This window comes from Sphingobium terrigena (genome assembly GCF_003591655.1).
In the GTDB taxonomy this organism is placed as follows: Bacteria; Pseudomonadota; Alphaproteobacteria; order Sphingomonadales; family Sphingomonadaceae; genus Sphingobium; species Sphingobium terrigena.
Window position 1 is genome coordinate 261472 of the sequence record NZ_QVRA01000003.1, and the last position, 25290, is coordinate 286761.

Sequence of the window (25290 nt, forward strand, 5' to 3'; positions counted from 1 at the left end):
CGGGGCAGCGACAAACGCGCCCCTATTTGCGCGGCGCCATCCCGCCGAACGTCACGATACTCTCGCTCCCGTCCCTGGCCACCGCCGCCACGCCGATAAAATGATCATCCACCACCACATCTTTCAGCAGCCATTCGGTCGCGCCCGTCACGACGCGGCTATCGGTCCAGTCCTGCGCATCGGCCCGCCGCCAATATACGCGATAGGCCGCCGCCCCCGGCACCGCGTCCCAATACACCCGCGTATCCATCGACAGCGCACCGTCCAGCGATACAGTCGCAGGCGCCGCCGGAGCCTTCGCCAAAGCCCGCAATGCCGCGACATTCAGCGCCGTCACCTTCGCCAGATAGGGAAAGTCCATACCCACGACCGTGTCGCCATAATCGCGCCCGCCCTCGACCCGCAAATCCTGATGTTGCCGGTCGTAATTTTCGATCCCCACCGAAAAACGCACCGCCGGATAGCCCGCTTCCAGCATTGGCGTATGATCCCCGCCCCGCCCGAAACGGTCAGGCCGCCGCACCGCAAACACGTCCAGCCCGATCTGCGGATTGGCCTCGGCAATCGCGTCAATCGCCTTGGCCAGCGCCCGCGAAGGCCCGTCATCCTCGCCGCCGATGCCGCGCCGGGTCAGCCCCGCCTTGGCATCCTCGACGGAGCGTATCCCTTCGGAAAACAGCCGCACCCGATCCGCCACGATGCGCCCGTTCAGCCCGGTCGTGTTGCCGACAATATCATTGTTCAGCATCGCCCGAACCTGCCAGCCGCGCGCCTTGGCCGTACTCGCCAGCAACTTGCCGCCCAGCAACCCCTGCTCCTCGCCGGACAGCAGCGCATAGACGATCGTCCCGTCAAATTTCTCGCCCGCCAGCACCCGCGCCGCCTCGATCACCAGCGCGCTGCCCGACCCATTGTCATTGGCCCCCGGAGCATCGCTGGTTGCATCCATGACGTCGCTCACCCGGCTGTCGATATGCCCCGCGACGATCACCACCTGATTGGGGTCGCCCGTCCCGGTCTGGATCGCCAGCACATCGACAATATCCGCGCCATTGGGCACGCGCGGCGCGGTAAAGCGCTCCGACACGCTCTCGACCTTCAGACAGCCGCCACACCCCTTGGAAATCCGCGCAAACTCGGCCGCCGCCCACGCCCGCGCCGCGCCAATCCCCCGCTTGGGGTCAGTCGCCGACGACAATGTATGCCGCGTCCCGAAACTCACCAGTTTTTCGACCGTCGCCTTCAAACGATCGGCGTCGGGGGCCGGTGCCTTCGCCATGGCTGATGTGGACAGTATCGACGCCACAGCGAATAAAATGTGATTTTTCATGGACGTCAATCTATCGCACCCCCCCGCCCTGTAAAGACGGCGATTGGCAAGAGCGACAACCTCCAAATCGGATCAAACAAAAAATTCATCTGCTGCGGCTGCCTTGCTAACCCTATAAAAACAGACATCGTTTCGGAAACGATTCAATCATGAAGGGAACCTCGATGCCCCACCGAATATATGAGATCGAGCGCCACATGACAAAATTAGGCATCAACCCGGACGTTGTTGCCAATATAATGACTATGATCCGCAGCCATGCAAAACCCGACATATCTGATGATCCGAGCATCAGCCCGACGGCAACCGAAGCGGAGATTGGAGAGATTGCGCGACAATTTCACCGCTTCTCTCTGCGCCGTAGCGAAGCGCTTGGGCAGCCCGTCTCAGACCCTGGCTGGAACATGCTGCTGGCGCTTGTCGCGGATATGGCGGAATATCGGCCATCCTGCGTTACCTCGCTATGCTATGCCAGCGGCGCTCCGATGACCACCGCGCTGCGCCACCTTGCCCGTCTGGAAAGCAGCGGCCTGATCTACCGGCGTGAACATCGTCATGATTCCAGGAAATCCATTATGGAAGCCGCCCCCAGGACAATGGCGGTGATGTACGACCTCATTCTCAGCTTTTGCGTCGCGCCACCATCTGGTCTGAATGCTGCGCATGGCGCGTCTCCGTCGACCGCCATCCACCCGCGCAGCATCCGTCATGGCGAACTTGATCCCGAAACCCCGTTTCGACCGCTGGACCCGGCTCGTGCCGGCAAATCGACGCAAAACCACCGCAGGCCGGACTGATCGGCCACTCGTGACTTCGGGCGTTGCGATCGTGCAAACGCCCGCTTTACTTTTGTCCGGCGAAGATAGTTTCAGCGGCCAGCCCCCGGACAACTACCTAGAGACCACAGCGTCACCCCGCCGCATAATCCGCTCATACCCATCCTCCTTATGGAGACGACAGAATGAGCGAACATGGCCATGATCTCCACAGCCTGTTTCCGCACGCCACCGACCGGCTGCACCATCTCAAACTCACCGACGCGCATTTCCGCAATCTTGCCGATCGCTATCATGATCTGGTCAGCGAAATCAGCCGGATCATAGAGGGGCTTAGCGCCGCATCGGACGCCCGGCTGGAGGATCTCAAGAAGCAGCGCCTCGCCCTGCTCGACACGATCGGTGCGATGATCGCGCCCGAACGCACGGCCTGAGCGCGCGCCTCACGTCCCCGTCGCCGCCCGCATCCGCTCCACTTCATCCCGCGCACGCCGCACCCGCCGCACCACCGCCGGGCTGTCGGGCCGCTCCTTCCCCGCCGCCGCGCTCGCACGATAGGCCAGCACCCGGTCGCGATGCCGGGTCAGCAGTTGCAGCGCCAATTTCAGGTCATGCCCGCGCCTGACCTTGCGGCTCTTCACCGCGCCCTCGCCGTCCAGCACAATCTCCTCGCTCTCGCTGCCGAACAAGGCCTCGCGCATCAGCATCGCCTCTATCTCGGCATAGCCGATATCCATCGCCCGCTCCCAGTCGGCGGCAAAGCGGCGGTTGCGCTGCCTGCGGTCATAGGCGCTGGTCCGGCTGACCCCGGCCACCCGCGCTGCCTCGCTGGTGTTGCAGGTCGTCGCCAGCGTCTGCAAAAACAGCCGCTCCTGATCCCTGGTCCAGCCGTCCTTGCGCGGCGCACGCATCTGCACCTGATCCTCGCCCGCGCGCCTTCGGCGCATCGGTTCCAGGTCGCGCCCCTGCGCCTCCACCCCGTCCGCCATGCCTGTGTCCCCCGCCCGCGCGCCACAGCCCAACGCAAAAAGGGCCGACCCGCCCGGATCAGCCCCCGCTGCGTCGCGCCTTGGCGACTCACATTTTTCCACTGTGCCTATCTCTGCCAGAACAGCGTGACGCTGTCAAGACAAATGTTCCATATAGGTTATTTTTTGGCCATCATTCCCGCCACGATCGGTGCCTCCAGCGCCAGCGCATCCGCCACGCTGGGCCGCGCCTTCACTGCTCCGATCCACGCCGCCACCCTGGGCCAGCGCCCCGCATCCAGCCCGTCCGAACAATAGGTCACATTGATGATCGGGCAGGCCGCCGCCAGATCGGCCAGCGTGAAACGATCCTCGACCAGCCAGCCGCTGTCGGGCAAAACCCCCTCCAGATAGTCGTAAAGGCGGGGCATTTCCTCCGCCTCCGCCCTGTCCGCTGCCGCCAGATCCTGCGGCGCCTTCAGCGCCTTCGCCACCACGCGGTTGAAAAATATCTTCTGGCCCACCGGCTGCACGACGGTATCGCCAAATTCCTCATACCATATCGTCCGCGCTCGCGCCCGCGGCTCTGCCGGAATCATCTCGCTGCCCGGCCACAGCGCATCCATATAGGTTATGATCGCGGTCGAATCGCACAGCAGGAAATCGCCATCCTCCAGCACCGGAATCTTGCCGAAGGGCGATCCCTTCAGATAGCCCTCCGCCCCGCGCCCGAACCCGGCCGACTGCACCTCGACATCAATCCCCTTTTCCGCCGCAAAAACGATAACCTTGCGCACGAAAGGCGACGGCCGCGCACCATGGATGATCATGCAATCTCCCCCTACCTGTCAGCGCGGCAGGATGGCGACCAAGTCTCAAAATGCAACTATTTTATGTGCCCTTCTGCCATCAATCCCCGATTTGTACTTTGCCGATGGAAAGACGGAAACCTCCTGCCACAACGGAGCAACTTTGGCGCAAATGCCGTTTGCCGTTCCGTTACGTGCAAGTAATGATGCAGCTTCTGGGAGGGCAGGAATCATGCATATGTCGTTCAAGACTATTGGTCTGGTCGCAACAATTTCCATATTATCCGGTTGCGCCAATGATGGACGGCCCACTTTCATTTCGGATCGCGGCGTCACCAAAGAAGTCATCGATGCAAATGGCGTCAGCCCTATGGGCGACGGACTTCTGTATCAGTTCAAACTTGCCGCAGCCGAAGCCAGTCCATTTACCAGCGGCGCGACCATTGCCCTCAAAACCAATGATCCCGTCAAGCAGCGCGCCTTCATGGACGCCGGCTTCGCCCTCATTCAGGCGCGCTGCAACATCTATATCCTGTCCAAGGCCGACAATCAGCGCCGCGTGAATGTATGGCGCGATACTTTCGCCCCGATCACCGCCTTGCTGACCGGGGCAGTCGCACTGATCGGCAAGGGCGACGACACCAGCAACGACGCACTGACCGCCCTGTCGCTCGGCACCAGCGCCGCATCGGCCGGTTTTCGCATCTATGAGCAACGCTACCTGTTCGGGGCCGAAAATGTAAACTCGGTGCGCCTGCTGATTCTCAAGGCGCTCGCCGACAATGCGATGGAAGCGTCAAAGACCGCCGACGCGAAACTCACATATTCCCAGTCCGTTACCCACCTGCTCAACAATCAGGCGGTCTGTTCGCCCGGCCATATCCTGCAACTGGTCAGTGAAGCCATTGAGGCTGGAGAGGTCGAATCGACGACAAGCGACACCCCATCTGCCGCGCCAACGGAAACCGCGGCGGAAAAGGAATTGAGGGAGGTGAAATCCGTGCTGGAACAGCTCAAGCTGGACAACGCGATCACGGACCAGCAAATCACCGCCGCAAAGGCCAAAGTGACGGTCACGCCGCCTGTAGCCGCAGCCCCGTCCAAGGGACTGGAAATGGTCACCACCCGCGTGCAGAACAGATGATGTTCGGCGCATAAAATGCCCGCGCGGCTGTCCTCCGATAAGGATAGCCGCACGCACCAGCAACCTCACTCGCCGCCCGCGCCAGCCCCCGCACTCACCATCGTGCGCGTATAGTCGATCCGTATCCGCACCCAGCTGCCGACCAGAACCTTGCCATTCTCGCGCGGCGGCAGCACCAGAAACTGCCACGCCGCCAGCCGCACCGCGCGGGCAAAGCCGGACCCAAGCGGCGATTCCCCCAGCGTCTGGCAATTATCGACATGATAATGATCGACCGTCTTGCACGCGACCATGCCCCACCCATTGGGCGGCGCATTGGCAGGCAGGAAGGGGGAAAGCTCGGCATTGGTGGGTCGCCGATACCATTCGGCATTGAACAATTGCACGCCCCCCGGCCCCTCGCCCGGCCCCGCCACCGCCGCACTATTGCCCTGCCCAGCGGCATTTGCCCCCTGCGCCGCCCTGGGCATCTGGCCGATATCGGCTGAGGCCATCTGCTCGCGGTTGAGCGTCAGGAAGGGGAAAGGCGATGGCGGCTGCTCGGCGGGCTTGGCGACCGGCACGGGTGGCCGCACCACCGCCTCGGCCTGTTTGGGCGCCGCCGCATCCTCCTTCTCGCGCCGCTCCGCCTTGGGCGCGCGCTTTTGCTCGGTCTCCGCCTTCTGCCCGGTCTCGACATCGAACGTCACCGGCATCCGGTCATCGACCCGCTTGGGTTCAGGCTTGGGGGCCAGCGTGAACAGCGCAAGCAGCAGGATAGCGTTCAGCACCAGCGCAAACGCCATGCCGCCCGCGCGTTGCCGCAATCTGGCCCAGGAAATGGTAGAAAATGTCAAACGCGCCGACCGAACAGGACTGATGATGGCTCATGCCCAGACGCCGCCGCCGCGTCAACGCCGTCGCGTCAAAGCGTGCGATCATGTCCCGCAAATGAGGCACCAAAATCCTCCCCTAAAAGGGGAGGGGGACCGCACCCGAAGGGTGTGGTGGAGGGGTGTCACCCTATCGATAGCATGACACCCCTCCGTCTGGCCTGCGGCCATCCACCTCCCCTTAAAGGGGAGGATCGGCCTTGCACCCTACATAATCGCCTTCAAACAGGCACTTCCTCAGCACACATCCGCTTCCTGCACCACGGGCCTGCTCTCCCGCGTCGCGCGCATCCGGCTGGCCTTGTCGTCCACATTGCTGGTCAGCACGACATGATCGTCATGCACCTCCAGCAGCACGCCCGCGAAGGGAAACCCCTCCAGGCTGCCGGTCACGCGATAGCTGACCGAATCGCCGACCTTGAACGTCGCCGGATCGGTATTGAATTCAAACGGGCAACCGCCCTCACCCATGCCCTGCATCTGTTTCTCCTTTGTCGGACGGTCCTACCCCCACTCGCACCAACCAATCAAGCGCAGCCCGCGCCTTCACCTATCGCCCGACCGGCAAAAGGCGCTGGCGACCGGCCTTCATCTCGGCTAGGGGTCAGGTCGAATTTCCGGTCAGGCCGAGGCGAAAATGATGTTTTTTGAGAACCGGAGCGCAGCGTGCTGCCAGCACGTGAGCACCGGAAGCGGAAAAAGGCATCATTTGCAGCCCGGCATCACCGGAAAGTCGGCCTGACCCCCGCCCGATGCTGACACGCCTTTACCAATGGATGCTGGCGAAAGCCGCCCACCGCCACGCCGAACGCTGGCTGTTCGCCTTCAGCTTCATGGAATCCAGCTTCTTCCCCATCCCGCCGCACCCGCTGCTCGGCCTCATGTGCCTCGCCCGCCCGGAACGCGCGCTGCGCTTCGGCGTCATCTGCACCCTCGCCTCGGTGCTGGGCGGGCTGCTCGGTTATGCGATCGGCTATTTCCTTTATGAAACCGTGGGCCAGCAACTGCTCGCCGCGCTTGGCCTGGCTGCCAAATTCCCGGTCGCGGCCTGCTATCTGCGCGAGTTCGGGGCGGAAATCATCCTGATCAAGGGCGCAACGCCGATCCCGTTCAAGCTCATCACGATCACCGCAGGTTTCATCGGCCTGCCGCTCTTCACCTTCATCTGGGCCAGTATCCTGTCCCGCGCCTTTCAGTTCATGGCTGTAGGCTTCCTGTTCTGGAAATTTGGCCGCCCGATCAAGGCGTTCATCGAAAAATATCTCGCCCTCCTGTCCGGCCTGTTCCTTGTCCTTATCGTCGGCGGCTTCATCGCCGCCTCGATGCTGACCGGCGGCCCCGGCAAGAGCGACAGTTGCAGCGCCGCCACCATGGCCACGGTCCGCTAATCCCCGCGATGCAAAGCCTGATCGCCCGGCATGTCAGGTCCTGGCCCCGCCTCGCCGCGCTGCTGGCGGGCCTGCTCAGCGCCACCGGTTTCGCGCCCTTAAACCTCTGGCCCGTCACCCTCGCCAGCCTGGCGCTGCTCATCCACCTCGTCCAGCACGCCCCCGACCGCCGCGCCGCCTTCACGCGCGGCTGGCTCTTCGGCGTCGCCCATTTCACCCTGGGCCTCAACTGGATCGCCCACGCCTTCACCTTTCAGGACTCGATGCCCCATTGGCTGGGCTACCCCGCCGTGGCGCTGCTGTCCCTCTATCTCGGCATCTATCCGGGCCTCGCAACGCTGGGGACATGGTGGATCACCCATCACCCAGTGTTCCCGCGAAGGCGGGAACCCAGTCCCGCCCTCTCGTCTGGGTTCCCGCCTTCGCGGGAACACGCAACCCCAACATCCCTCCTCCTCTTCGCCGCCCTCTGGCTGGCAACGGAATATTGCCGCGCCACCCTCTTCACCGGCTTCGCCTGGAACCCGCTTGGCGTCACCTTGCTCCCGACCGGCATCGCCATCGCCGCCACCCTCATCGGCACTTATGGCCTTGGTGCGCTCACCATCCTCGCGGCAGGCGCGCTCCTCCTCGCTCTCCAGCGCCACTACCGCCCCGCCGCCGCCCTCGCCGCGCCACTCGCCCTCCTCGCGCTCTGGGGCCATCTCGCGCCCGCCCCGCCGACCCCGCCCGGCGCGCCGCGCGTCCGCATCGTCCAGCCCAATATCGGCCAGGACCAGAAATATTCAGTCGAAAACGAAGTCGCCAATTTCCGCAAGCTCGCCGCCCTGTCCGGCCAGCCCCGCCCCGCCCCGCGCCTTGTCTTCTGGCCCGAAGCCGCCATCCCCGCCTATCTCGACATGGAACCGGGCTGGCGCGCCCGCCTCGCCAGCCTGCTTGGTCCCGGCGACCTGCTGATGACCGGCGCGGACAAGGTCTATTTCAAGCCGGTCGAACAGGACGGCTTCATCACGCAAAAGCTGGCGGGCGCGAACAACAGCGTGTGGATCGTCACCCCCGACGCCCAATTGCTCGGCCGCTACAGCAAGGCGCATCTCGTCCCCTATGGCGAATATCTGCCGATGCGGAACATCCTCACGCCCCTCGGCCTTTCCCGCCTGGTGCCGGGCGACGCCGATTTCTGGCCCGGCCCCGGCCCGCAAAGCCTGCCCCTGCCCGCCACGCTCGGTCGCCCCGACCTCAAAATGGGGGTGCAAATTTGCTATGAAATCATCTTCTCCGGCCAGGTGATCGACCGCGCCAACCGCCCCGCCTTCCTCTTCAACCCCTCCAACGACGCCTGGTTCGGCAGTTGGGGACCGGTCCAGCATCTCGCCCAAGCCCGCCTGCGCGCGCTGGAGGAGGGCATCCCCGTCATCCGCTCCACCCCCACCGGCGTCTCCGCCATCATCGACGCGCGCGGCCATGTCGTCCATGCGCTGGGCCTCAACCGCGCCGGTTTCCTTGATTCCGGTCTGCCCTCGGCGCTGCCCCCCACCCTGTTCGCGCGGCTCGGCAACTGGGCGTCCTTCGCCGTCATGGCATTGCTCGCCGGACTGGCCCTTGCCTTGCGCCGCGCCAGAAGCTAATAGCCATATAAACTATTCTTTATATCGTTTTCCGGTTCAGCCGTTTACGGGAGTCCCATGCGTAACCAATTCCTCTTCACCTCGGAATCCGTGTCCGAAGGCCATCCCGACAAGGTTGCAGACCAGATTTCCGACGCCATCGTCGATCTCTTCCTGTCCAAAGACCCCGAAGCCCGCATCGCCTGCGAAACCCTGACCACGACCCAGCTCGTCGTCCTGGCCGGCGAAATCCGCTGCAAGGGCGTCTATGAGGACGGCGCATGGGCACCGGGTGCCAAGGAAGAGATCGAAGCCGCCGTGCGCGCCACGGTCAAGCGCATCGGTTATGAGCAGGACGGCTTCCACTGGGAAACCTTCCGCTTTGAAAACAACCTCCACGGCCAGTCCGCCCACATCGCGCAGGGCGTCGATGAAAGCGGCAACAAGGATGAAGGTGCCGGCGATCAGGGTATCATGTTCGGCTATGCCTCGGACGAAACCCCTGACCTGATGCCCGCCACCCTCTATTACAGTCACAAGATACTGGAGCGCATGGCCGCCGATCGCCATGGCAAGGTCGTCGATTTCCTCGAACCCGACGCCAAGAGCCAGGTGACGCTGGAATATGTCAATGAAAAGCCGGTCCGCGCCACCGCTCTGGTCGTCTCGACCCAGCACGCCGCAGGCATGGACAATGACGACAGCCGCGCCAAGCTGCGCGACTATGTCAAGGGCGTGATGGCCGACGTCCTGCCACAGGGCTGGCTGCCCGGCGACGAGAGCATCTACGTCAACCCGACCGGCCTGTTCGAAATCGGTGGCCCAGATGGCGACGCAGGCCTGACCGGCCGCAAGATCATCGTCGACACTTATGGCGGCGCGGCCCCCCATGGCGGCGGCGCGTTCAGCGGCAAAGACCCGACCAAGGTCGACCGCTCGGCCGCCTATATCACCCGCTACCTTGCCAAGAATATCGTCGCCGCCGGCCTCGCCCGCCGCTGCACGATCCAATTGAGCTACGCCATCGGCGTCGCCGAGCCGCTCTCCCTCTATGTCGATCTGCACGGCACCGGCACTGTCGAAGCCTCGGCGATCGAAGCGGTCCTGCCCACGCTGGTGCGCCTGACGCCCAAGGGCATCCGCACCCATCTCGGCCTCAACAAGCCCATCTACCAGAAAACCGCCGCCTACGGCCATTTCGGCCGCACCCCCGAAGGCGATTTCTTCCCCTGGGAAAAGACCGACCTGGTGGACGCGCTGAAGGCCGCACTGGCCTAAGCCAATCAAAAGGGGCGCAGAAACAAATGTTTCCGCGCCACCCTTTTGTCTCCCCTCCCGTAAACGGGAGGGGCAGCGAGACTTAATGACCCCGGCCCTTTGCCGGGGGAATTTAGTCGCAGCGGGGTGGGCCAGCGACGCCCGCTCTGGCACATGACCGATCAACGCATCGCTCCTCTTCTCCCCTCCCTGAAAGGGAGGGGAGAAGAACGCGCCTTCCTGAATAGCGGGGCCAAGCTCCCCCTTGCCCCCACTCCCGCGTCCCGCTATCCGCGCACCCCATGACAGCGCATAAATCCGGCGATCCCACGACGCTCAACCGCCTCTATGGCCGCCAATCGGGCCACAAGCTGCGGCAGGGGCAGCAGGAACTGGTCGACACCCTCCTCCCCGCCATCTCCGTGCCGGAAGAGGGCGAAGTCACCGCCGCCTCGCTCTTCGGATACGACCGCCCGCTCCATTTCGAGATCGGCTTTGGCGGCGGCGAGCATCTTGCCTATCGCGCCGACATGCTGCCCGACCATGGCTTTATCGGCTGTGAGCCGTTCCTCAACGGTGTCGTCACCGCGCTCGGCCATATCCGCGAAGGCGCACTCGGCAATATCCGCCTCCATATGGGCAATGCGCTCGAAGTATTGAGCCGCCTCCCCGACGGCAGCTTGAGCTTCGTCTATCTGCTCCACCCCGACCCCTGGCCCAAGGCGCGCCATGCCAAGCGGCGGATGATGAACCCCGGCCCGGTCGCGATGATCGCGCGCAAGCTCAAGCCCGGCGGCGAATTTCGCTTCGGCACCGACCATCCCATCTATCTGCGCTGGGCGCTGATGGTGATGAACGGCCATCCCGATTTCGACTGGCTGGCCAGCGACCCCGCCGACTTCCTCACCCGCCCCGGCGGCTGGCCCCAGACCCGCTACGAAGCCAAGGCCCGGCAAAAAGGCCATGAAGTCTGGTATTTCCGCTACCGGCGCAAATAGGGCGATGGCCTGATGACCGTGGCAGCACAACACCCATCACAATGGGCTTGAGCTACTCCGCCGCCACAGGCTTCTTCGCCCGCTGTTCCGCCAGAAATTCGCTGATCGCCTGTCCGCTGGCATTGAGCAGCGGGAAGGTCCGCGCGTCGGACAGCCAGTCGGGACGGCGCGCGCCGCTGCCATACATGGTGTCATAAACCAGGCTGAAGGCGAGGAAGATCAGGGTTGCGCCGATCAGTCCCTTGACCGCGCCGAAGCCGCCGCCCAGTACCCGGTCGACCGGACCCAGCACCGACTGACGCGTGCGACGGCCGATGGCGTGGGCGACCAGCTTGCCCGCTGCAAAGGTCACGCCAAACACCAGCACCAGCGCCAGCACCGCCGCCCCGCTCTTCGTGCCGACAAAGGCGCTCAGCAAATCGGTCGCCGACGCATGGAACAGGCGAATGGCAAAGATCGCCAGCACCCAGGCCATCAGCGAAAGCGTTTCCAGCACGAAACCGCGCAGCAGACCCAGCACGGCGCAACCGCCAATGGCGAGCAGGACGAGAATATCGACGGCGTTCATCGCCAGCGTGGCTATCCCCTGCCCAGCATCTGGTCAACCAGTTGGGCCAGCGTGCGGAAACCATTGACCGCAATCCCCTTCACCCCATCGGCGGCGGCAGCCGGGATGAAGGCGCGGTTGAACCCCAGCTTGGCCGATTCGCGCAGTCGCAGCGGCGCATGGGCGACGGGCCGGATTTCGCTCGACAGCGCAATTTCGCCGAACAGCACGACATCGGCAGGGACCGGCTTTTCCGACAGGGCCGACACCAAAGCCGCCGCGACCGCCAGATCCGCCGCCGGGTCCGACAGGCGATAGCCGCCCGCGACGTTCAGATAGACTTCGCAGGTCGAAAAACTGAGGCCACAGCGCGATTCCAGCACCGCCAGCACCATCGCCAGCCGCCCGCTGTCCCAGCCCACCACCGCCCGGCGCGGCGTCGCCCCGCTCGACAGGCGCACGACCAGCGCCTGTATCTCGACCAGCACGGGTCGCGTCCCTTCCAGCGCCGGAAACACCGTCGCGCCGGTCACACTTTCGTCGCGATGGGTCAGGAACAAGGCGGACGGGTTGGAGACTTCCTCCAGCCCTTCCGCCACCATCGCGAACACGCCAATCTCGTCGGTGCCGCCAAAGCGGTTCTTGATCGCGCGCAGGATGCGATATTGATGGCTGCGCTCCCCCTCGAACGCCAGCACCGTGTCGACCATATGCTCCAGCACGCGGGGACCTGCGATGCTGCCATCCTTGGTGACATGGCCGACCAGCACCAGCGCGGTGTTGCGCTGCTTGGCGAAGCGGATCAACTCCTGTGACGAGGCGCGCACCTGACTGACGGTGCCGGGCGCCCCTTCGATCAGGTCGCTATGCATCGTCTGGATCGAATCGATGATGAGCAAGGCGGGCGGCTCCCCCTCCCCCAGCGTCGTCAAAATGTCGCGCACCGACGTGGCGCTCGCCAGCATGACCGGCGCACTGCCCAGCCCCAGCCGCTGCGCGCGCAACCGCACCTGATCGGTCGCTTCCTCGCCGCTGATATAGACGACCGACAGCCCGCGCGCCGCGACCCGTGCCGCTGCCTGCAACAGCAATGTCGATTTGCCGATGCCCGGATCGCCGCCGATCAGCGTCGCCGATCCCGCCACGATCCCGCCGCCCAGCGCCCGGTCGAACTCGGCAATGCCGGTGCTGGTGCGCGGCGGCAGCTCGATCTTGCTGTCCAGGCCAATGAGCGTGATCGCCCGCCCGCCAGCGTGCAGATCATGCCGCGCGGAAAAGGCCGTTTCCGGCGCCTCCTCGACAATGCTGTTCCACTCGCCGCAATCCTCGCACTGCCCCTGCCACCGTGCCGCCACGGTGCCGCATTGCTGACAGACATATTTGCGCTTTGCCTTGGCCATGGCGAAGATATGCCGACCATGCGTGAACATTGCAAGAACATCCCGCGATACACTGGAAACATCCGTTTCGCTCAGGCATTAAGGCCGCAATGAAAAAAATCCGCGTTGCCAGTTACAATATCCGCAAGGCCATAGGCACCGACCGGCGGCGGATGCCCGAACGGGTGCTGGAGGTGCTGGGCGAGGTGGATGCGGACATCATCGCCCTGCAGGAGGCAGACCGGCGCTTCGGCGTCCGATCAGCCGCCATCCCGCCCGCGCTGATGGAACGGCTGAGCGATTACAAGCCGGTGCCGCTCAATGTGCAGATCGATTCGATGGGCTGGCACGGCAATGCGCTGCTGGTGCGAAAGGCCGCGCAGATTGACCTCAGCGATGTGCTGCACCTGCCCTATCTGGAGCCGCGCGGCGCGACCATGGCGGAAGTGACGCTGGGTGGCCTGTCGCTGCGCATATTCGGGATGCATCTCGACCTGTCGGGCCTGTGGCGACGGCGGCAGGCCGCAGCGGTGATCCATGCGGCGGCGCAGGGCGCGGCTATGCCGACCGTGCTGATGGGCGACCTCAATGAATGGAGCGCCAATCGCGGCTGCCTCGCTGACTTTGCCCATCATTATAGTTTCGCGCCATGCGGCCGCAGCTTCCATGCGCGCCGCCCGGTGGCCCGGCTCGACCGGATCATGCACTGCGCCCGCCTGACGCTGACCGACTGCGGCGTCCATGACAGCGCATCGTCGCGCAAGGCGTCGGACCATCTGCCGATCTGGGCCGATTTCCGCGCCTGACAGCCTCTCGACAAGCCGCCCGCGCTCTGCGACGTTCGCGCCATGAAGGAGAGGGAACTCAGGCTCGGTCTGGTCTGCTATGGCGGCATCAGCCTGGCGATCTACATGCATGGCATCACCAAGGAGGTGTGGCGATTGGCGCGCGCCAGCCGCGCCTTCCATGATGGGGTGCCGCCGACCACGGGCAGCGAGGCCATCTATCACAAGCTGCTGGCAGACATGGAAACCGCCAGCGGGGTGCGGCTGCGCGTGCTGCCCGACATCATCGCCGGGGCCAGCGCAGGCGGGATCAACGGCATTTTCCTGGCGCAGGCGATCGAGACCGGCCAGTCGCTCGAACCGTTGACCGACCTGTGGCTCGACAATGCCGATGTCGACAGCCTGCTCGATCCCGACGCCCGCCCCGCCCGCGCGCTGACCAAATTCTGGGCGACGCCGCTCGTCTGGATGGCGGCGCGGCGACCGGGCGACGCGGTGGAACGGACGGTCGCGCCAGATACGCGCGAGGAAGTGCGGATGAAACTCTCCCGCTTCATCCGATCGCGCTGGTTCGAGCCGCCCTTTGGCGGGGAGATTTTCACCACCCTGATCCTCGACGCCTTCGACGCGATGGCCGCCAGCGAACGCGGCCCCGTGCTGCTGCCCGACGGCCATCCGCTCGACCTGTTCGTCACCGTCACTGATTTTGAAGGCCATCCGCAAAGCCTGACGCTCAACAGCCCGCCCCAGGTGATCGAGACTGAGCATCGCCTGTCGATCGGCTTCCGGGCGCGGGGCCGGGGTCAGGATGGGGGGACGCGCGATTTCGCCGATACCGCCGAACTGGTGTTCGCCGCGCGCGCCACCGCCAGCTTCCCCGGCGCCTTCCCGCCCTTCACCGTGCGCGAACTGGACAGGGTGTTGAAGCGTCGCCATCGCAACTGGCCGACGCGCGACGCCTTCCTGGCCCGCGCCCTGCCCCGCCACTGGGCGCGCGGCACGGCGGAGGACGCCGTGCTGATTGACGGATCGGTGCTGGCCAACGCGCCCTTTGCCCAGGCGATCGGCGCGCTGCGCAACCGGCCGTCGCGGCGGGAGGTCGACCGGCGCTTCGTCTATATCGACCCCAAGCCCGGCCACCGCACCATCCAGTTGAACCGCCATGGCGATCAGGTCGCCGTGCCGACCGGCGAAGATGCACCGCTGCCCGGCTTCTTCCGCACCATCTTCGGCGCTTTGAGCGACATTCCACGCGAACAGCCGATCCGCGACAATCTGGAGGCGATCGACCGCCACTCCGCGCGGATCCGCCGGATGCGCCGCATCCTGAACGCGCTGCGCCCCGGTATCGAGGCGGAGGTGGAGGGGGCCATCGGCGGGATGCTGTTCCTCGACCGCCCGACCCCTGCCCGCCTGTCGGCCTGGCGCGCCAAGGCGCAGCAGCGCGCGGCCAGTTCGGCGGGTTTTGCCTTCCCGGCCTATGGTCATCTGAAACTGTCGGGGATCGTGGAATCGCTCGCGACCCTCTTGTTCCGCCTGTCGGGGGAGGACAGCCGGATGCTGCGCGAAACCTACCGCACGGCGATCTGGGCGCAGGTGCGCAAGGATGGCGCGGATCAGCTGAACGAGAGCGGCGGGTCAGGCTCCGCGCCCGTCACCTTCTTCCGCACCCACGATCTGGCCTTCCGCATCCGCCGTCTGCGCTTTCTGGCGCGGCATCTGGCCGACACGCTGGAAAGCGACGGCGCGGCGGAGGATGAAGCCGTGCTGGCGATGCATGACGCGATCTACCGCGCGCTGGCCCTCTATGCCGCGTGCGAGGAAAGCGATTTTCACGGGGCCGCCATGCTGGCCGCCGCGCGCAACGTGCCGGGCGACGCCGCCGCCGCGCTGGAGGCGGTGGCGCAGGACCGTGACCTGCGGGCGCGGGACGAAAACGCGGACCTGATCCTGGCCGAAGCCTTCGCTGCGCTTCCCAAGGCCGGTCGCCGCTCCATGCTGCTCGCCTATCTGGGCTTTCCCTTCTACGACATCGCCACCCTACCGTTGCTTCAGGGTGACACTATGGATGAATATGATCCAGTGAAGGTCGACCGGATTTCGCCCGAAGATTGCTCCGCGATCCGGCCCGGCGGCGCAGCGGCTACGCTCAAAGGCATAGAATTCAATAATTTCGGGGCTTTCTTTAGCAGGGTCTATCGGGAGAATGATTATTTGTGGGGTCGCCTGCACGGGGTCGAGCGACTGCTGGACATCGTGATTTCGGCCATGCCCGCCGCAAGCCGCCTTTCCCCCGACGCGCTGCGCGACTATAGGCGGGCGGCTTTTCTGGCGATCCTGGACGAAGAAGAGTCGCGACTGCCCCATGTCGCGGACCTGATCGCCAGTTTGCGGGAGGAAATCGGGTGAGCAGGCGGTTAAGGCTGGTTCCGATAGGCATGATGCTGGCGCTCGTCGCGGGCTGCGGTGACTCGTCGCCGCAGGTTACCCAAGCCGACCCCAGCCCCGCCAAGCCCGCCGCCATGGTCGCTACCCCCGCGCCCGTCGAGCCGCAGCCCGCACCGGTGGTCAGCCCGCCGCCGCCCAAAGCTGGTCCCGTCGTCACCGTCCGCGCCCAGCCCGCGCCCTGGAACTCGCTCGACCTGCCCCCGTCCGACGTCGCCGCCAGCGCAGACCCTTTCCCGCGCGAAGTGACCCAGTTCATGGTCGCGCGCGACAGTTGCGACCATTTCCGGGGCGAAGAACCCTATGACGCGGAACGCCGCGCCTATATCGAGGAAAATGTCGCCGAACTGTGCCACGGCTCCGACGCGACCCTGGCCATGCTCCGCCGCCGCTACGCCACCGACCCCGCCGTCACCGCCGCGCTGCACAGCTATGAGGACCGGATCGAGGGGCGGGCGGAGGAGTAGGGACTCCCCTCACCCGTTCGCCCTGAGCGAAGTCGAAGGGCTCTGCTGAGCCGCAGGCGAAGCAGCTTCGCTTCGCTCAGCGGAAGGCTTCGACTTCGCTCAGCCCGAACGGTGCAGCTATTACAACAACCCCTCCACCTGATGCGCCAGATCAATGTCGCGCTGCGACAGGCCGCCCGCATCATGGGTGGTCAGAACCATGTCCACCCGGTTATAGACATTGCTCCATTCGGGATGATGGTCCGCTTTCTCCGCCACTATCGCCACCCGCGTCATGAAGCCGAACGCCGCGACGAAATCGGGGAAGGTGAAGCGGCGCGATATGCCGTCCGGGTCGGCCACGACCGTCCATTCGGGCAGGTTAGCCAGCGCCAGCGCGCGCGCCTCATCGCTCAGCTTCTCGATCATGTCCCTATCCTCTGAAAATAGTTTCGCCTATGTGGCAGCCATGTCGCACAACGGTCAACCGCCCCGCTTAGCTCCCACCGCGCAGGATATTGAGGCGCTGGCGCTCGAAGCGCTCAGCCGCCTGCCCGCCCCTTTCACCGACCATCTCCACAATGTCGTCCTGTTCGTGGAGGAATTTGCCGACGCGCAAGTCCTGAAAGAGATGGAGATTGACGACCCGTTCGGCCTGACTGGCCTCTACACCGGTCGCCCCGTCGGGCAGGAGGCGCAGACCGGGGATGCGCCGCCCACCGTCCACCTGTTCCGCCGCCCGCTGCTTGACGAATGGGTCGAAACCGGAGTGCCGCTGGACGCACTGATCACCCATGTCGTCGTCCATGAAATCGGCCATCATTTCGGCCTGTCCGACCTCGACATGCATGTGCTGGAGGATATGGTCGCGCCATGAACGGGGCGGGGCTGCATCTGTCCGATGTCGCCTGCCTGCGCGGCGGCCGGATGCTGTTTCGCGGCGTCAGCCTGTCACTGAATGCGGGTGCCAGCGCCCTCTTGACCGGCCCCAATGGCGTCGGCAAGTCCAGCCTGCTGCGGCTATGCGCCGGACTGCTCCCCGCCTTTTCCGGCACGGTCATGCGCCACGGCGCGGTCGCGCTCGCCGATGAGCGGCTGGCGCTCGACAGCGAATTGCCGCTGGCGCGCGCACTCGATTTCTGGGCGCGGCTGGACGACAGTGCGAACGGCGCGGTCGCCGCAGCGCTGGACGCCATGGCGCTCGCTCCGCTGGCCGATGTGCCGGTGCGGATACTCTCGACCGGGCAGCGCAAACGGGCGATGCTGGCGCGGGTGATCGCCAGCGGCGCGCCGGTCTGGCTGTTGGACGAGCCGGGCAACGGCCTCGACACCGCCTCGCTCGACTTGCTCGGCACGGCGGTTGCAAAGCATCTGGCAGGCGGCGGCATCGTCGTCACCGCCTCGCACCAGCCGCTCCCGCTCGGCGCGCCGGTCATCCTCTCGCTGACCGACCATCTGCCCGACCCGCCCCATCTTCTCTATCCGGGGGAGTGGGACGCATGAGGATGCTCTGGCTGCTCGCCTCACGCGATCTGGCGGCTGCCTGGCGGTCGTCGGGCCTGTGGTTGCCGGTCGCCTTCCTGCTGCTGGTCGCCAGCCTCTATCCCTTTGCGGTCGGGCCGGACCTGACGCTACTGCGCCGCACCGGTGGCGGGATGCTGTGGATCGCCGCGCTGCTCGCCAGCCTGTTGCCGGTCGACCGGCTGATCGCGCCGGATCGGGACGCGGGCGTGCTGGACCAGATCGCGCTGCGCGGCATAAGCGATGAAATGGTCGTGCTGGCCCGGCTGATTGCCCATTGGCTGGGCTTTGGCCCGCCACTCATGCTCGCCACTTTGCCCGCCGCCGCCTTGCTCAAGCTGGATGGCGGCACGATAGCGATGCTGGAGGCGGGCCTGCTGGTGGGAACCCCGGCGCTGGCCGCACTCGGCCTGCTGGTCGCGACGCTGACCGCGGGCCTGCGATCGAGCGGCGCGCTGGCGGGGCTGCTGGCCCTGCCGCTGGCGGTGCCGCTGCTGATCTTTGGCGCTGGCACGCTGGGCGATGGCAGCGGCGCCGCCCTCAAATTCCTCGCCGCCGCCTCGCTCCTGCTGGTCGCGATCACGCCCTTCGCTGGCGGGGCTGCGATACGGGCGGGGCGGGAGTGACACGCTTCCACTGAAACCCCCAACACCGTTCGCCCTGAGCCTGTCGAAGGGCCGTACTTCTTCTCGCAAGGAAAGACGGGGCTTCGACAGGCTCAGCCCGAACGGATAAAGAGAATTGCCCTTTGCCGAGGCCCCTCCCTATCCCTTCCGCCACTCGACATCGCGTTGCGCCTGCGCCAAAGCCGCGACCATGCTTGCTTTTGCCGCCTCCGCCCTGTTCGTCCTGATCTGGTCCACCGGCTTCATCGTCGCCCGCGCGGTGGTGCCGCATGGCGCGCCGGAACTGGTGCTGGCGATCCGCATGACGCTGGTCGCGCTGCTGCTCTGCGGTGCGGCGCTGTACGCGCGGCAGTCCTTCCCCACTGGTCGCCGCCTCGGCCTGCATCTGGCCGCAGGCGCGATGCTGCATGGCGTCTATCTGACGGTCAGCTGGTGGGCGGTCAGCCGGGGGATGCCCGCAGGCGTCATGTCGCTGCTCGGATCGCTCCAGCCGTTGATGGTCGCGGTCGCCAGCGTCGCCCTGCTCGGCGACCGGCTGCCGCGCCGCACCTGGGCGGGGCTGGCCATCGCGATCATCGGCGTCGCCTGCGTCCTGCAGCCCGCCATCGCCCGCACCGGCACCGGCTCCATCACCGTTGGGCTGGCCATAGCGGGCATCGTCGCGATCATCGCCATGACCGGCGGCACGCTGATCCAGCGCGGCGGACTGGCGGACGATCCGATCCTGGTATCCGGCGGCGTCCAGAATATCGGCGGCGCACTGGTCGCCATCATCGCCACGCTGATCGTCGGCGAATGGCGCTGGGACAATGATCCTCTGCTCTGGGCGGCGCTCGGCTGGTCGGTCCTTGGCCTGTCAGCCGCGGGCCTCAGCCTGCTGGTTTGGCTGGTGAGGCATCAGGGACCAACCGCCATGTCGATGCTGCTGCTGCTCGTCCCCCCACTCGCCGCGATCGAGGCCTGGCTGCTCTTTGGCGAACGGCTCGGCCCGGTGCAGCTGATCGGCTTCGCGCTGGCGCTGGGCGGCGTATTGCTCGGTCGATCGGCCCCCGCGAAAAAAGCGGACCTGACCGAACCGGCGTGATCAGCCCTCCCGCAGCCTTTCATGGTGGCGGATCACTTCGTCGATGATGAAGCGCAGGAATTTCTCGGTGAAATCCGGGTCCAGATTGGCGTCCAGCGCCAGCTGGCGCAACCGGGCGACCTGCCGCTCCTCCCGCCCCGGATCGGCGGGGGGCAGCGCATGGGTCGCCTTATATTCGCCCACCGCCTGCGTCACCTTGAACCGTTCGGCCAGCATGAACACCAGCGCCGCGTCGATATTGTCGATGCTCTCGCGATAGCGCTGCAATGTGTCGGTCACGTCCGTCCTCCGCTCAGTCGGCGCGCTTTTTGCGCCATATGGCCTTTCAGGCAAGCTATTCCCGCTTGCCATCTGCATTTTGCCCCGCCAAGGGACGCAGGTCATGACAGCACCCGCCCCCGGTAACGTCCATCCCATCGGCCGCGCCAAAAGCGCGCCGTCGCTGGCCCCCATCATGAACCTGGTCGCCGACGGCATGAACCAGGTCAATGCCGTGATTCTGGACCGGATGCAGTCGCGCATTCCGCTGATCCCCGAACTGGCCGGCCATCTGATCGCGGGCGGCGGCAAGAGGCTGCGGCCGATGCTGACTTTGGCCTGCGCCGATCTGGTCGGCTATGCCGGATCGCGCCATTACAAGCTGGCCGCCGCGGTCGAATTCATCCACACCGCCACGCTGCTGCATGACGATGTCGTGGACGGATCGGGCCTGCGCCGGGGCCGCAAGACCGCCAACATCATCTGGGGCAACAGTGCCAGCGTGCTGGTCGGCGATTTCCTCTTCTCCCGCTCGTTCGAGCTGATGGTCGAGGCTGAGTCGCTCAAAGTCCTCAAAATCCTGGCCAATGCCTCTGCCGTGATTGCGGAGGGCGAGGTCAACCAGCTGACTGCCCAGCGCAAGATCGACACCAGCGAGGACCAGTATCTCGACATTATCGGGGCCAAGACCGCTGCACTCTTCGCCGCCGCCTGCCGCATCTCCGCCGTGGTCGCCGACCGCGACGAGCGGGAGGAACAGGCGCTCGACGTCTATGGCCGCAACCTCGGCATCGCCTTCCAGCTGATCGACGACGCGATCGATTATGAATCGGACGGCGCGACCATGGGCAAGGATGCGGGCGACGATTTCCGCGATGGCAAGGTGACGCTGCCCGTCATCCTCGCCTACGCCCGTGGCAGCGACGAGGATCGCGCCTTCTGGAAGGCGGCGATTGCCGGCCACAAGATTGGCGACGATGATCTGGCCCACGCCACCGCCCTGCTGCGCCGCACCGGGGCCATCGCCGACACGCTGGCCCGCGCCCGCCACTACGGCCAGCGCGCGATCGACGCGCTCGGCATGTTCGACAATGGCAAGGCCAAGGCCGCGCTGACCGAAGCGGTCGAATTTGCAACGATCCGCGCTTATTGAGGATCAGCCAATTCTCGTTCGTTTCTAATCCCGTTCGCCCTGAGCGAAGTCGAAGGGCCATGCCGAGCGGAGCGAGGCACCTCACTTCGCTCGGTAAAGCGCATCGACTTCCCCCGGATCACGTCTGGGGCTGAACGGATAATTATCCATGATCCTGACCCCCGAAACCCTCGCTTTCCTGCTGGCCGCCGCCCTCATGGCCGGGTGCATCGACGCGATGGCGGGCGGTGGCGGCCTGATCACCCTGCCCGCGCTGATGGCCGCAGGCATTCCGCCGGTGCAGGCGGTTGCGACCAACAAGTTGCAAAGCTGCTTCGGCACATTCGGCGCCTGCCTCGCCTATGCCCGGCGCGGCCATATGGACCTTAAGACTTACAAAGCCCCAGTGATCGCTGCCTTCATCGGGTCGGTCGGTGGCGCCTGGCTGCTCCAGCGGGTCGATCCGTCGATCCTGGCCGGACTGATGCCTGCCCTGCTCATCACCATTGCCGCCTATTTCACCTTCTCGCCCAAGCTGGGCGAGGCTGACCGGCACGCCCGCGTCGGCATCGGCGCACTGAGCGGCCTGATCGGCGTCATCGGCTTCTACGACGGCTTTTTCGGTCCCGGCGCTGGCGCTTTCTACACCACCATCTTCCTGGCGCTCGGCGGCCTGTCCATCCTGCGCGCCACCGCCCAGACCAAGGCCGCCAATTTCGCCAGCAATGTCGCGGGCCTGCTCACCATGGTCGCGGGCGGCCATGTGCTGTGGATCGCAGGTCTCACCATGGCCATCGGCAGCGTCATCGGCGGACAGGTCGGCTCGCACCTCGCGATGCGGTTCGGCTCACGCTTGATCAAGCCGCTGCTGATCATCATGTCGCTGGCGCTGACCGCCAAGATGCTGATCGATCCCAAAAATCCGATCCACCAATATCTCTTCGGTTGATCTTGCCCGCAGCGCGAATTGGCCCGATGGAACGGCGATGACCGCCCTGCCCATCCATGCCGTCCTGCCCGACCTGCTCGCCGCGCTGCGCACCGGCAGCAACGCCGTGCTGGTCGCGCCGCCGGGGGCGGGCAAGACAACGGCGGTCGCGCCCGCCCTGCTGGACGAACCATGGTGCAGCGGTCAGGTCCTGCTGCTCTCCCCCCGCCGCCTCGCCGCCCGCGCCGCTGCCGAGCGGATCGCCGAAATGCTGGGCGAACAGCCCGGCGGCACGGTCGGCTATGCCACGCGGATGGACAGCAAGTCGTCCGCGCGCACCCGGCTTCTGGTCCTGACCGAGGGCATATTCGTGCGGCGGATTCAGGACGACCCGGAACTGGCAGGCGTATCGGCGGTGCTGTTCGACGAAGTGCATGAGCGCAGCCTGGACAGCGATTTTGGCCTCGCCCTCGCGCTCGACGCGCAGGAGGCACTGCGCCCGGACCTGCGCATCATACCGATGTCGGCGACGCTGGACGGCGCACGCTTCGCTGCGTTGCTTGGCGACGCCCCGGTGATCGAAAGCGAAGGCCGCATCCAGCCGCTCGACCTGCGCCATATCGGCCGCAATGCCGAACGCAGAATCGAGGATGAAATGGCCGCCGCCATCCGCCGCGCCATCAGCGAGGAAACGCAAGGCGACCTGCTGGCCTTCCTGCCCGGCGTGCGCGAAATCGAGCGGACGGCAGAACGGATCGAGGGCGGTCCCTATGATGTCCATCTGCTCCACGGATCGCTCGATCCGGCAGCCCAGCGCGCCGCGATCCGGCCATCCCGGTCGGGCGCGCGCAAGGTCATATTGGCGACCAGCATCGCCGAAACCAGCCTGACCATCGACGGCGTTCGCATCGTCGTCGATAGCGGACTGGCGCGGCGACCCCGTTATGACCGGGCGGCAGGCGTCACGCGGCTGGTCACCGAACGCGCCAGTCAGGCGTCGGCGACCCAGCGCGCGGGCCGCGCCGCGCGCCAGCGCCCCGGCGTCGCCTATCGCCTGTGGGAAGCCGCCGCCAGCGCGGGAATGCCGCCCTTCGATCCACCGGAGATGTTGGAAAGCGACCTCTCCAGCCTGCTGCTTGACTGCGCTTTGTGGGGGGTTAGCGATCCGGCGACGCTGCGCTGGCTCGACCCGCCGCCCGCTGCAGCCATCGCCGAAGCGCGGACGCGGCTGACCGCATTGGAAGCACTCGACAGCGACGGACGGATCACCCCGCATGGCAAGGCGCTGGCGAAACTGCCGCTCAGCCCGCGCATCGCCCATATGCTGGTGCGCGCGGGCGAGATGGGTCTGGCGCAGACCGCCGCCGAGATCGCCGTGCTGCTTGGCGAGCGCGGCATTGGCGGCCAGGACACCGACCTCACCCTGCGCCTGCAACGCTGGCGCCGCGAAAGCGGCAAGCGCGCCGACGCAGGCCGCGCGCTGGCGAAACGGTGGGCGAGACTGGTGGCGACGCCCAACCATCTTGCTCCCCTCCCGCTTGCGGGAGGGGTCGGGGGAGGGTCTGTAACAGCTAATCTAGCGACACGCCCTCCCCTAGCCCCTCCCGCAAGCGGGAGGGGGACAGTCAGCGCGACGGAAGCGACCGGCCTCTGCCTCGCCCTCGCCTTCCCCGACCGCGTATCCAAACGCCGCTCCGCCGATGGCGCGGACTGGGCGAGTGTGGGCGGGCGCGGCTTCCGCCTCGATCCCCTCTCCCCATTAGCCCGTGAGGAATGGCTGGCGGTGGGCGAGGTGCAGGGCAGCGCCGCGGGCGCGCGCATCCTCTCCGCCGCGCCGATCAGCGAGGCGGATGTGCTGGCGCTATTCCCCGACCGGATCATGACCAGCCGCACCGTCCGCTTCCGCCCGGCCAATGGCGGGATAGAGGCGCTGCGGGAACGGCGGCTGGGCGCGGTGCGCCTGTCGTCCGGCTCCGACGACCGGCCCGATCCGGCGGCAGTGGTTGCAGCATTGCTGGACGGCGTGCGGCAGGGCGGCCTTGATCTCCTCCCCTGGTCGGAGGCCGCGCAATCGCTGCGAATGCGCGCCGATTTCGCCGGGGTCGAGGCACTGTCGGACGCGGCGCTGATCGCCAGCCTCGACGAATGGCTGCCACCCCTGCTAGCTGGCAAGCGCCGCCTGTCGGACATCGACCGGTCGCAATTGTCGGGCGTACTGGACGGGCTGATCGGCTGGGATGGCAAGCAGCAGGTGGATCGGCTCGCCCCGCCCGATTTTCGATCCCCGGCAGGCAGTAGCCACGCGATCGACTATATGGCCGATGGCGGCCCGCGCGTCGAATTGCGGGTGCAGGCGCTCTACGGCCTGGCCGAGCATCCGACCGTTGGCAGCGCGCGCATCCCGCTCGTCCTGTCACTCACCTCGCCCGCTGGCCGCCCGATCCAGACGACCCGCGACCTGCCCGGCTTTTGGGCGGGCAACTGGCGCGACGTCGCCAAGGAAATGCGCGGTCGCTATCCCCGCCATCCCTGGCCCGACGATCCGACCGCCGCGCCGCCCACATTGCGCACCAAGCGCGCCGATGCCCGCAGCCGCTCTTGACTTCACGCCGGACGCTGGTGCAACGCAGCATCACGATTTACCGGAGTCTTTCGCGATGAGCGCGCGCATTTACCAGATCCAGAAGAACGCCCTGCAATCGGGCAAGGCGCTGACCCATAAATGGGTGCTGGAATATGCGCCCGCCGAAGCCAAGCAGGCCGATCCGCTGACCGGCTGGGCTGGCTCTGGCGACACGCAGCAGCAGCTCAAACTCAACTTCCCGTCGCAAGAAGCGGCCATCGCCTATGCGCAAAAGCAGGGCGTGGCCTACACCGTCATCGCGACCCCGCCCAAGACGCTGAAATTGCAGGCCTACGCCGACAATTTCCGGTAAAGGCGCAAAAGCACCGCGCAAATTCGGGCGCGATGCTGCCCGATTGCCGCCTTA

Annotated in this window: 27 protein-coding genes; 18 read left to right on the forward strand and 9 right to left on the reverse strand. The window is 65.8% G+C overall.

Features of this window, described 5'->3' with window-relative positions; translation table 11 throughout:
* Positions 1–22: 22 nt before the first annotated feature.
* Positions 23–1330: a M28 family peptidase gene (locus D0Z70_RS05220; RefSeq protein WP_119744365.1), complete on the reverse strand. Its 1308-nt coding sequence runs from the start codon at positions 1328–1330 to the stop codon at positions 23–25.
* Positions 1331–1575: 245 nt separating this feature from the next.
* On the opposite strand from D0Z70_RS05220, the gene D0Z70_RS05225 reads away from it, so the two are divergent.
* On the forward strand, positions 1576–2127 hold the full coding sequence (locus tag D0Z70_RS05225) for a helix-turn-helix transcriptional regulator (protein ID WP_119744366.1): 552 nt from the start codon (positions 1576–1578) through the stop codon (positions 2125–2127).
* 164 nt (positions 2128–2291) lie between these two features.
* Complete coding sequence (locus tag D0Z70_RS05230) at positions 2292–2540, forward strand: HP1242/YdcH family protein (protein ID WP_119744367.1); 249 nt, start codon at positions 2292–2294, stop codon at positions 2538–2540.
* Between the two features lie 9 nt (positions 2541–2549).
* Here D0Z70_RS05230 and D0Z70_RS05235 read toward each other — a convergent pair whose 3' ends face one another.
* Both D0Z70_RS05235 and D0Z70_RS05240 read right to left on the reverse strand, forming a co-directional pair.
* A complete protein-coding gene (locus D0Z70_RS05235; RefSeq protein WP_119744368.1) occupies positions 2550–3095 on the reverse strand; it encodes a hypothetical protein in 546 nt (181 codons plus the stop codon).
* Between the two features lie 158 nt (positions 3096–3253).
* Positions 3254–3904 (reverse strand): glutathione S-transferase family protein, encoded by a 651-nt coding sequence (locus D0Z70_RS05240; protein WP_119744369.1) that lies wholly within the window; start codon positions 3902–3904, stop codon positions 3254–3256.
* A gap of 31 nt (positions 3905–3935) precedes the next feature.
* Between D0Z70_RS05240 and D0Z70_RS05245 the strand changes: the two genes are divergently transcribed.
* Positions 3936–5027 (forward strand): hypothetical protein, encoded by a 1092-nt coding sequence (locus D0Z70_RS05245; RefSeq protein ID WP_147418741.1) that lies wholly within the window; start codon positions 3936–3938, stop codon positions 5025–5027.
* Between the two features lie 65 nt (positions 5028–5092).
* Here the strand turns inward: D0Z70_RS05245 and D0Z70_RS05250 are convergent, their stop codons facing one another.
* Together D0Z70_RS05250 and D0Z70_RS05255 are read right to left on the reverse strand one after the other, a co-directional pair.
* Positions 5093–5812 (reverse strand): hypothetical protein, encoded by a 720-nt coding sequence (locus D0Z70_RS05250; protein ID WP_119744371.1) that lies wholly within the window; start codon positions 5810–5812, stop codon positions 5093–5095.
* Positions 5813–6136: 324 nt separating this feature from the next.
* Positions 6137–6379 carry a hypothetical protein gene (locus D0Z70_RS05255; protein ID WP_119744372.1) on the reverse strand — a complete coding sequence of 81 codons (243 nt, stop codon included), beginning with the start codon at positions 6377–6379 and terminating at the stop codon, positions 6137–6139.
* Positions 6380–6651: 272 nt separating this feature from the next.
* Between D0Z70_RS05255 and D0Z70_RS05260 the strand changes: the two genes are divergently transcribed.
* The 4 genes from D0Z70_RS05260 to trmB all read left to right on the forward strand — a co-directional run bounded on the left by D0Z70_RS05260 (position 6652) and on the right by trmB (position 11149).
* The gene (locus tag D0Z70_RS05260) at positions 6652–7287 is read left to right on the forward strand and encodes a YqaA family protein (RefSeq protein WP_119744373.1); all 636 of its coding nucleotides are present in this window, start codon (positions 6652–6654) and stop codon (positions 7285–7287) included.
* An 8-nt stretch (positions 7288–7295) separates the two neighbouring features.
* Entirely contained in the window at positions 7296–8915 is a 1620-nt protein-coding gene (lnt, locus tag D0Z70_RS05265; RefSeq protein ID WP_119744374.1) for an apolipoprotein N-acyltransferase, read from the forward strand.
* 57 nt (positions 8916–8972) lie between these two features.
* On the forward strand, positions 8973–10172 hold the full coding sequence (metK, locus tag D0Z70_RS05270; protein WP_119744375.1) for a methionine adenosyltransferase: 1200 nt from the start codon (positions 8973–8975) through the stop codon (positions 10170–10172).
* A gap of 281 nt (positions 10173–10453) precedes the next feature.
* Positions 10454–11149, forward strand: coding sequence for a tRNA (guanine(46)-N(7))-methyltransferase TrmB (gene trmB, locus D0Z70_RS05275; protein WP_119744376.1), 696 nt, complete (start codon positions 10454–10456; stop codon positions 11147–11149).
* Positions 11150–11201: 52 nt separating this feature from the next.
* Here the strand turns inward: trmB and D0Z70_RS05280 are convergent, their stop codons facing one another.
* Positions 11202–11717: a CvpA family protein gene (locus D0Z70_RS05280; RefSeq protein ID WP_119744377.1), complete on the reverse strand. Its 516-nt coding sequence runs from the start codon at positions 11715–11717 to the stop codon at positions 11202–11204.
* A gap of 11 nt (positions 11718–11728) precedes the next feature.
* On the reverse strand, positions 11729–13096 hold the full coding sequence (gene radA, locus D0Z70_RS05285) for a DNA repair protein RadA (RefSeq protein WP_119744453.1): 1368 nt from the start codon (positions 13094–13096) through the stop codon (positions 11729–11731).
* Positions 13097–13185: 89 nt separating this feature from the next.
* Between radA and D0Z70_RS05290 the strand changes: the two genes are divergently transcribed.
* The 3 genes from D0Z70_RS05290 to D0Z70_RS05300 are packed head-to-tail and all read left to right on the forward strand — an operon-like array spanning position 13186 to position 16772.
* Positions 13186–13881, forward strand: coding sequence for an endonuclease/exonuclease/phosphatase family protein (locus D0Z70_RS05290; protein ID WP_119744378.1), 696 nt, complete (start codon positions 13186–13188; stop codon positions 13879–13881).
* Positions 13882–13923: 42 nt separating this feature from the next.
* Entirely contained in the window at positions 13924–16269 is a 2346-nt protein-coding gene (locus D0Z70_RS05295; protein WP_119744379.1) for a patatin-like protein, read from the forward strand.
* 29 nt (positions 16270–16298) lie between these two features.
* Positions 16299–16772 carry a hypothetical protein gene (locus tag D0Z70_RS05300; protein ID WP_119744380.1) on the forward strand — a complete coding sequence of 158 codons (474 nt, stop codon included), beginning with the start codon at positions 16299–16301 and terminating at the stop codon, positions 16770–16772.
* A gap of 120 nt (positions 16773–16892) precedes the next feature.
* Here the strand turns inward: D0Z70_RS05300 and D0Z70_RS05305 are convergent, their stop codons facing one another.
* Positions 16893–17180: a 4a-hydroxytetrahydrobiopterin dehydratase gene (locus tag D0Z70_RS05305; RefSeq protein WP_119744381.1), complete on the reverse strand. Its 288-nt coding sequence runs from the start codon at positions 17178–17180 to the stop codon at positions 16893–16895.
* Here D0Z70_RS05305 and D0Z70_RS05310 point away from each other — a divergent pair.
* The 4 genes from D0Z70_RS05310 (at position 17179) to D0Z70_RS05325 (ending at position 19982) form a co-directional block, all read left to right on the forward strand.
* Positions 17179–17628: a metallopeptidase family protein gene (locus D0Z70_RS05310; RefSeq protein ID WP_119744382.1), complete on the forward strand. Its 450-nt coding sequence runs from the start codon at positions 17179–17181 to the stop codon at positions 17626–17628. The two genes, D0Z70_RS05305 and D0Z70_RS05310, sit on opposite strands and share 2 nt — an antisense overlap.
* Positions 17625–18254 (forward strand): heme ABC exporter ATP-binding protein CcmA, encoded by a 630-nt coding sequence (gene ccmA, locus D0Z70_RS05315; protein ID WP_119744383.1) that lies wholly within the window; start codon positions 17625–17627, stop codon positions 18252–18254. Before D0Z70_RS05310 ends, ccmA begins: the two co-directional genes overlap by 4 nt.
* Positions 18251–18898: a heme exporter protein CcmB gene (locus D0Z70_RS05320; protein ID WP_119744384.1), complete on the forward strand. Its 648-nt coding sequence runs from the start codon at positions 18251–18253 to the stop codon at positions 18896–18898. The genes ccmA and D0Z70_RS05320 overlap by 4 nt, the downstream gene beginning before the upstream one ends.
* A gap of 190 nt (positions 18899–19088) precedes the next feature.
* A complete protein-coding gene (locus tag D0Z70_RS05325; RefSeq protein WP_119744385.1) occupies positions 19089–19982 on the forward strand; it encodes a DMT family transporter in 894 nt (297 codons plus the stop codon).
* Here the strand turns inward: D0Z70_RS05325 and D0Z70_RS05330 are convergent, their stop codons facing one another.
* Entirely contained in the window at positions 19983–20261 is a 279-nt protein-coding gene (locus tag D0Z70_RS05330) for a chorismate mutase (protein ID WP_119744454.1), read from the reverse strand.
* A 103-nt stretch (positions 20262–20364) separates the two neighbouring features.
* Between D0Z70_RS05330 and D0Z70_RS05335 the strand changes: the two genes are divergently transcribed.
* The 4 genes from D0Z70_RS05335 to D0Z70_RS05350 all read left to right on the forward strand — a co-directional run bounded on the left by D0Z70_RS05335 (position 20365) and on the right by D0Z70_RS05350 (position 25236).
* A complete protein-coding gene (locus tag D0Z70_RS05335; protein WP_119744386.1) occupies positions 20365–21393 on the forward strand; it encodes a polyprenyl synthetase family protein in 1029 nt (342 codons plus the stop codon).
* A gap of 148 nt (positions 21394–21541) precedes the next feature.
* Positions 21542–22321 carry a TSUP family transporter gene (locus D0Z70_RS05340; protein WP_119744387.1) on the forward strand — a complete coding sequence of 260 codons (780 nt, stop codon included), beginning with the start codon at positions 21542–21544 and terminating at the stop codon, positions 22319–22321.
* 37 nt (positions 22322–22358) lie between these two features.
* Complete coding sequence (hrpB, locus tag D0Z70_RS05345; RefSeq protein ID WP_119744388.1) at positions 22359–24902, forward strand: ATP-dependent helicase HrpB; 2544 nt, start codon at positions 22359–22361, stop codon at positions 24900–24902.
* Between the two features lie 55 nt (positions 24903–24957).
* Positions 24958–25236 (forward strand): ETC complex I subunit, encoded by a 279-nt coding sequence (locus D0Z70_RS05350; RefSeq protein WP_119744389.1) that lies wholly within the window; start codon positions 24958–24960, stop codon positions 25234–25236.
* The last annotated feature ends 54 nt before the right edge of the window (positions 25237–25290 follow it).